6 protein-coding genes are annotated in these 6,623 nt (G+C 72.8%); all 6 read left to right on the plus strand.

Annotated features, from left to right (window positions below; translation table 11 throughout):
- The coding region (locus tag JWR81_RS01235; RefSeq protein WP_297645645.1) for an HAD family hydrolase at window positions 1–1,334 on the plus strand (1,334 nt) is incomplete at its 5' end.
- Window positions 1,331–3,646: a phosphotransferase gene (locus tag JWR81_RS01240; protein ID WP_297645646.1), complete on the plus strand. Its 2,316-nt coding sequence runs from the start codon at window positions 1,331–1,333 to the stop codon at window positions 3,644–3,646. The genes JWR81_RS01235 and JWR81_RS01240, both read left to right, overlap by 4 nt.
- A gap of 49 nt (window positions 3,647–3,695) precedes the next feature.
- Window positions 3,696–4,811, plus strand: a complete 1,116-nt coding sequence (locus JWR81_RS01245) for an exo-alpha-sialidase (protein ID WP_297645648.1) — start codon at window positions 3,696–3,698, stop codon at window positions 4,809–4,811.
- An 8-nt stretch (window positions 4,812–4,819) separates the two neighbouring features.
- Window positions 4,820–5,116, plus strand: coding sequence for a MoaD/ThiS family protein (locus JWR81_RS01250; protein WP_297645654.1), 297 nt, complete (start codon window positions 4,820–4,822; stop codon window positions 5,114–5,116).
- Between the two features lie 534 nt (window positions 5,117–5,650).
- Entirely contained in the window at window positions 5,651–5,803 is a 153-nt protein-coding gene (locus JWR81_RS01255; RefSeq protein ID WP_297645650.1) for a hypothetical protein, read from the plus strand.
- A gap of 212 nt (window positions 5,804–6,015) precedes the next feature.
- Window positions 6,016–6,623: ABC transporter transmembrane domain-containing protein (locus JWR81_RS01260; RefSeq protein ID WP_297645652.1), on the plus strand; the 608-nt coding region annotated here is incomplete at its 3' end.

Below are 6,623 nucleotides of genomic sequence, written 5' to 3' on the forward strand. Positions count from 1 at the left end.
CGCTGGACATGACCGGCCGCGCACCTGCGTGGGAGGTCGCCGCGCGGCGGCTGGGCCGCGGCTACGGCCGCCTCGGCGACGCGCTGCGGCTGCCGATCATCGACCCGGCCGCGCGGCGGCTGTGCACGGCGCGGCACCCCTCGATCGTCGACGGTGCCACCGGCCCGCAGCACTGGCACAGCGGCCCGGCCGGAGCGCTGTACAAGGCCGAACCCGACACGCAGGACTTCTCGAACACCGACCGCTACTCCTACGACGCCGCGTTCGACCTCGCCGGCATCGCGCCCGGTCATCCCGACGACGCCGTCGTGGACGCGCTGCGGGCGGTCGTGTCCTGCTCCGACGAGGCGTACCTGCTCTACGAGCTGGTGCAGCTGGAGGACCCCGCGACCGGCCTGCCGTACGACCCGATTGCCTGCAGCCGGGCCGTGCGCCGCTACCTCGCCGGCAGGCTGCCACCACCGCCCGCCGGGACCGGGCCGCTGTGCGCGTTCGACCTCGACGGTGTCCTGGACTCCACCGCCCTGGGCTTCCCGATCACCACACCCACCGCGATCCGCACGCTGCACGCCCTGACCCGGCACGGCCACCGCCCGGTCCTCGTCACCGGCCGCTCGCTGCCCGAGGTGCGTCAGCGCTGCGCGGCGCACGGCCTGGTCGCCGGCGTGGCGGAGTACGGCGCCGTGATCCACCGCGCCGACACCGGAGCCACGATCGACCTGCTCGACCCGGCCGACCGGGCGCACCTCGACCAGATTCGCGCCGCGCTCGACGGGCACCCGTGCCTCGGCGTCCACCGCCAGTTCGGCCACAGCATCCGCGTGGACTACACCCGGGAGTCGGGAGCGCGCCCGGGGCCGGTCCCGGACTCGCTGCTGGAGGACCTCCTCGGCCCGGGCGGGCTCGACCGGGTCCGCGTCATCCACGGCGAGGGCCAGACCGACATCGTCACCGCAGGCATGGACAAGGGCCGAGGGCTCACGCGGCTGGCCGCCGAGCTCGGCGGGCGGATCGCCCTGGCCGTCGGCGACACCGCGGAGGACCTCCCCATGCTGGCCCTCGCCGACCGGGCGCTGGCCCCCGGCAACGCCACCGCCGCCATCGCGGACGCGGGCGTCCGGCGCACCCGGCGGCACTACGCCGAGGGCGCCGCGGAGGCCGCACGCGACCTGCTCGGTCATCCCCCCGGTGGCTGCACGGTGTGCCGCGAGCCCGCCGTCACCGATCCGGACGCGCGCCTGCTGCTCGCCCTCCTCGACGCATCCGCGGGTGGCCGTCCGGGTCTGCCGACCGCCGTGCGGCGCGCCTTCCGGGCCGTTCGCACTCCGCGATGACCGGCCCGGTCGCGCCCGTCCGGCCGGGCCCGCGCCGCGGCGGTCTCGCGGCACTGGCACCGTCGCACCGCGACGGACTCGCCCTGGTTCTCAGCTCCGGCCTGACATCGGTCGTCGGGATGCTCTACTGGGTGGTCGCGGCGCGGCTGGTGCCCCCGGCCGAGCTGGGGCTCAACCAGGTCGCCCTGTCCACGATGATGTTCCTGGGCGGGCTCGCCCAGCTGAACCTCAGCTATGCGCTGCTGCGGTTCGTGCCGGTGGCCGGGCGAGCGGCCCGGCGCCTGGTCGGGGGCAGCTACACGGTTGTGGCGGGCACCTCGGTGCTGGTCGGTGCGGTTTTCGCGCTCGGCGCCCCGCTCTGGGCGCCGCAGCTCGTCGAGGCGTTCGGTCTCGTCCGGCTGCTGCTGTTCTTCCTGGTCGCCACCCCGCTGTGGGCGATCTTCACGGTCCAGGACTTCGTGCTCACCGGGATCCGGCGCGCGACGATCGTGCCGGTCGAGAACGTGCTGTTCTCCGTGCTCAAGATCGGGCTGCTCGCGGCGGTCACCGTGGTGGTGCTGCCCGGCGGCGTGGCGGTCTCGTGGGTCGTGGCCACCGGGATCATCGTGCTGGTGATCAACGGCTGGCTCTTCGGCCGAGGCCTGCCCGCCCACGGGCGCGCGGCGGCCGAGCGGGCGGTCCCGGTCACGGCCGGGGCCGTCGCCCGGTTCGTGCGCGCCGACTATGCGGGTGGCATCCTCTGGCAGGCCGCCCAGTTCGGGCTGCCACTGATCGTGCTCGCCCGGCTCGGGGCCGAACAGGCCGCCGTCTACGGCATCGTCTGGACCATCGCACAGGCGCTCTACCTCGTGGCGGCCGGGATGGCCCAGTCGATGGTCGCCCACAGCGCCGTCGACCTCGACGGCACCGACGCCGCCCGCCGGCAGATGGTGCGCCGCGCGCTGACGCTCGTGGTGCCCGCCGTCGCGGTGCTCGCGCTCGGCGCGCCCTGGGTGCTGGCGCTGTTCGGCCCGCGCTACGCCCACGACGGCGAGGCGGTCCTCGTGTTGACCGCGCTGTCGGCGATCCCCAACGTCATCACCGCCGCGGAGATCGCCGCGGCCAGGGTGCGCCAGCGGGTCCTCGTCCAGTTCGGGGTCCCGTCCGCCATCGCCGTCGTCGTCATCGGGCTGGCGTGGGCCCTGCTGCCCCGGCTGGGCGTCACCGCGGTCGGCCTCGCGTGGCTGCTCGGCCAGGTCGTGGTGGCCGCCGGGATCCGGATCGCCACCGCGCCGTGGCTCCCGCCCGTCCTCCGCCGACCGGTCACCGCCCTGCGCGCCGCGGCGCTGCTGCGCCGCGTCCAGGATGTCGCAGAGGCGGAGGCCGGAGGCCCGTGCGTGCTCGGTGCGCGGCTCAGCGGCGGGTCCGACACCGTCGTGGTGAGCGTCGAGCCGACCCCGGACGGTCCCCGCACGGTGCTCAAGACCAGCGACAGCACCCAGGGGCGGGTGCAGCTGCGCCGCCAGACCGACGTGCTGCGCACCCTGCACGCGGACGAGCGGCTGGGAGTCTGGCGCAAGCTGCTGCCCGGGGTGGTCGGCGACGCCGACGCCCGGGGCGCGTACACCGTGCTGGAGACCCGCATGCCGGGCGCGGGGGGCGCGGCCGCGCTGCTCGACCCGGCCCGCAGCGCGCTGTTCCGCGCGAGCGCCGTCGACGCGATCACCGAGTTGCACCGGCGGACGGCCGACCTGGTCGTCGCCGGGTCCTCCGAGCTCGACGCGTGGGTGCACGAGCCCATGACGGCCGTGACCGCGGCACTGCCCCGGCGGGCCCGACCCCAGGCCCGGCGGATGGCCGACCTGCTCGCCGACCGGGTGCGCGGCCGCCTCGTCGCGGTCGCGTGGACCCACGGCGACTACACCCCCGAGAACGTGCTCTCCGATCCCGACGGGCGGGTCAGCGGCATCGTGGACTGGGGCCAGTCCCGCCGCGACGGCCTCGCCGTCCTCGACGTGGTCACCTTCTCTCTCACCGCGCAGCGGACGAGCGGCGGCGAGGAGATGGGGGCCGTCGTCCTGCACCGCATCGTCGAGCCGTCACCGGCCGAGGACGACCTGCTGCTCCGGGCCCAGCAGACCACCGGCGGGCGGAGCCTCGACCCGACGACCCTGACGCTGCTGGGATGGCTGCAGCACGTGGCCCAGAACCTGTCCAAGTCCGGGGCGTTCGCGGCGAACCCCGTGTGGGTCCGGCGCAACCTCGTCGCCGTCGTCCGGGGAGCCCTGCCCGCGCTCGACACGGCCGACCGCGTCCTGCAACGGCAGCGATGAGTTCTGCTCTCCCGTCCGGTCTCACCTCCCAGGACGAGAGGAGCAGCACATGAGCGCAGTACGGGTACTGGTGGGCACGCGGAAGGGTGCGTTCGTCCTGACGGCGGACGGGAAGCGGAAGGACTGGGAGGTGAGCGGGCCGCACTTCCCGGGCTGGGAGATCTACCACGTGGCGGGCTCCCCCGCGGATCCCGACCGGCTGTGGGCGTCGCAGTCCGGCGGCTGGTTCGGGCAGGTCGTCCAGCGCTCCGACGACGGCGGCAGCACCTGGGCGCCGGTGGGCAACGAGTTCGCCTATGTCGGGGAGCCCGGCACCCACCAGTGGTACGACGGCACGCCGCACCCGTGGGAGTTCGCGCGGGTCTGGCACCTGGAGCCCTCGCGCACCGACCCCGACTCCGTCCTGGCCGGAGTGGAGGACGCAGCGCTGTTCCGCTCCACCGACGGGGGCGCGAGCTGGGCGGAACTCCCGGGGCTGCGCGGCCACGGGTCCGGGCCGGCGTGGCAGCCCGGGGCGGGCGGGATGTGCCTGCACACGATCGTCGTCGACCCCCGTGACGAGGCCCGCATGCACGTCGCCATCTCGGCGGCAGGGGTGTTCCGCACCGAGGACGCCGGACAGACGTGGCATCCCGCGAACAAGGGCCTGGTGTCCGAGGGCATCCCCGACGGTGACGCCGAGGTGGGCCACTGCGTGCACAACCTGGCGATCCACCCCTCCCGCCCGGACACGCTGTTCATGCAGAAGCACTGGGACGTCATGCGCAGCGACGACGCCGGCGCCACCTGGCACGACATCGGCGGCGACCTGCCCACCGACTTCGGCTTCCCCGTCGACGTGCACGCCCACGAGCCCGACACCGTGTACGTCGTGCCGATCACCAGCGACTCCGAGCACTTCCCGCCCGAGGGCAAGCTGCGCGTCTACCGCAGCCGGACCGGCGGGAACGAGTGGGAGCCGCTGACGAACGGCCTGCCGCAGGACCACTGCTACGTCAACGTGCTGCGCGACGCGATGGCCGTCGACGCCCTCGACGACTGCGGCGTCTACGTCGGCACCACCGGCGGCCAGGTGTACGCCTCCCCGGACGGCGGCGACAGCTGGGCGCCGATCGTCCGGGACCTGCCCGCGGTGCTCTCGGTGGAGGTGCAGACGCTCTCATGACCGACGCCATGATCAGGGTCAAGCTGCCCGCCCACCTGCGGCGACTCGCCGAGGTCGACGGCGAAGTCGGGCTCGACGTCGCCCCGCCCGTCACGCTGGCTGCGGTGCTCGACGCGCTCGAGGAGCGCCATCCGGTGCTCCGCGGCACGATCCGCGACCACGGCACGCACCGTCGCCGGGCGTTCGTGCGGTTCTTCGCCTGCGAGGAGGACCTCTCCCACGACTCGCCCGACCAGTCGCTGCCCGCCGCCGTCGTCGCGGGATCCGAGCCGTTGCTGGTGGTGGGGGCGATGGCCGGCGGGTGAGACCGACGGGGCCCGCTGCACGACGCGATGGCCGCGCACGTCGGCTCGGCCTTCGTGCCGCCGCACACCCACCGACGAGTGGATGCGCCGCCGGGTCGGAGCCGCGACCGCCGGTCGGCGCTGGCGGCTTGCGGGCGGGATGGGATCGGCGTAGTGCTCAAGGGATGTCGGCCGCCGGTTGGCGGCTTCGGGGAGAGGGGTATCCGATGAGCTCGTTCGAATAAAGTCTTGCACTTGCGTCGGTAAATCGCGCATCAAAGGCAGGCGGTAATCGAGCCGCTCGGCGGCGAGCACCTGATCGGAGTCTCGCCGGGAAGAACTTTGCGCCAATTGTTTTCATATCTCGAGTCAAACTTTGCGAACCGTGTACGGTAATCATGGACTTTGCTCACGTCCGAGTTGTCGACCCTGAGAGTTTCTGAAAGACCGGTGATCATTCCCGGACAGATTGATTTGACACCGCGCAACCGCTGCGTAACCCTGAATCGGGGGAAGGCGTAACCGTGCGTTCTCCCACCGAGAAAAGGAGACACGATGCGCAAGCAGACCGCACGTAAGCAGACTGGACGCAAGCACGCCTGGTTCGACAAGCTGCGCCCGGCTCGGCCGAGCTGGGGCGGCGACGACGGCTGGGGCCATGGCAGCGGCTGGGGCGGGGGCAGCGGCTGGGGCTGGGGCGGCTGGTAGACCTGCCACGCGGCGGCTAGACCCGCCACGCGGCGGCTAGACCTGCCTCGCGGCGGCTAGACCTGCCTCGCGGCGGCCCCGCTCCCAGCCGCTCCACGCTGGAGCGGGGCCGCTGGCCGGCCGGCACGTCGGCCACGGGGCGTGGCGGTGAGGCACGGCGATGACGACGACCGGGACCCGGTGTCGACGATCAGGTAACGGGTGGGGGCGACGTGAGCGGTTCGGCCGAAGGCTCCGCCGATGTCCATAGCGCTGCGGCCGGAACACGATCACCGGTTCTGATAGAAGATGTCCCGCATGCCGGTCCGAAAGCGATCTTCCGGAGGTTCTGGCCCTACACCCGGCCGTTTCGGACCCGTTTGTGGATCACCGTGGCCCTGGTTGCGATCGGCCCGATGTTCGGCACCGCGGGCATCTGGATGTTCAAGATCTTCATCGATGACGTCCTGACGCCGGAGAACTTCGGGCTCTTCCCGGTCATCGCGGCCCTCTATGTCGGGATCACCCTGGTCGGCGGGGCGGTCTCGTACACCGGTGACTATCTGTCGGCGTGGATATCCGAGAAATTCATGCTCGATCTCCGCACCAGCGTGTTCGCGCACCTCCACCGCCTGTCGGTGGGGTTCTTCGAGCGCCGCCCGCTCGGCGATGTTCTCTCCCGGCTGACCGGTGACATCGCGACGATCGAGCAGACCGTCGTGTCCGGGCTGGTGTTGTCGCTGTCGTGCATGTTCACGATCCTGCTGTACGCGGGCGCGGTGTTCTACCTGAACTGGCAGCTCGGGCTCGTCGCGATGATCGCCGCGCCGCTGTTCCTGGT

Origin of the sequence: Pseudonocardia sp. (genome assembly GCF_025965585.1) — a bacterium.
Taxonomy (GTDB): domain Bacteria; phylum Actinomycetota; class Actinomycetes; order Mycobacteriales; family Pseudonocardiaceae; genus Pseudonocardia.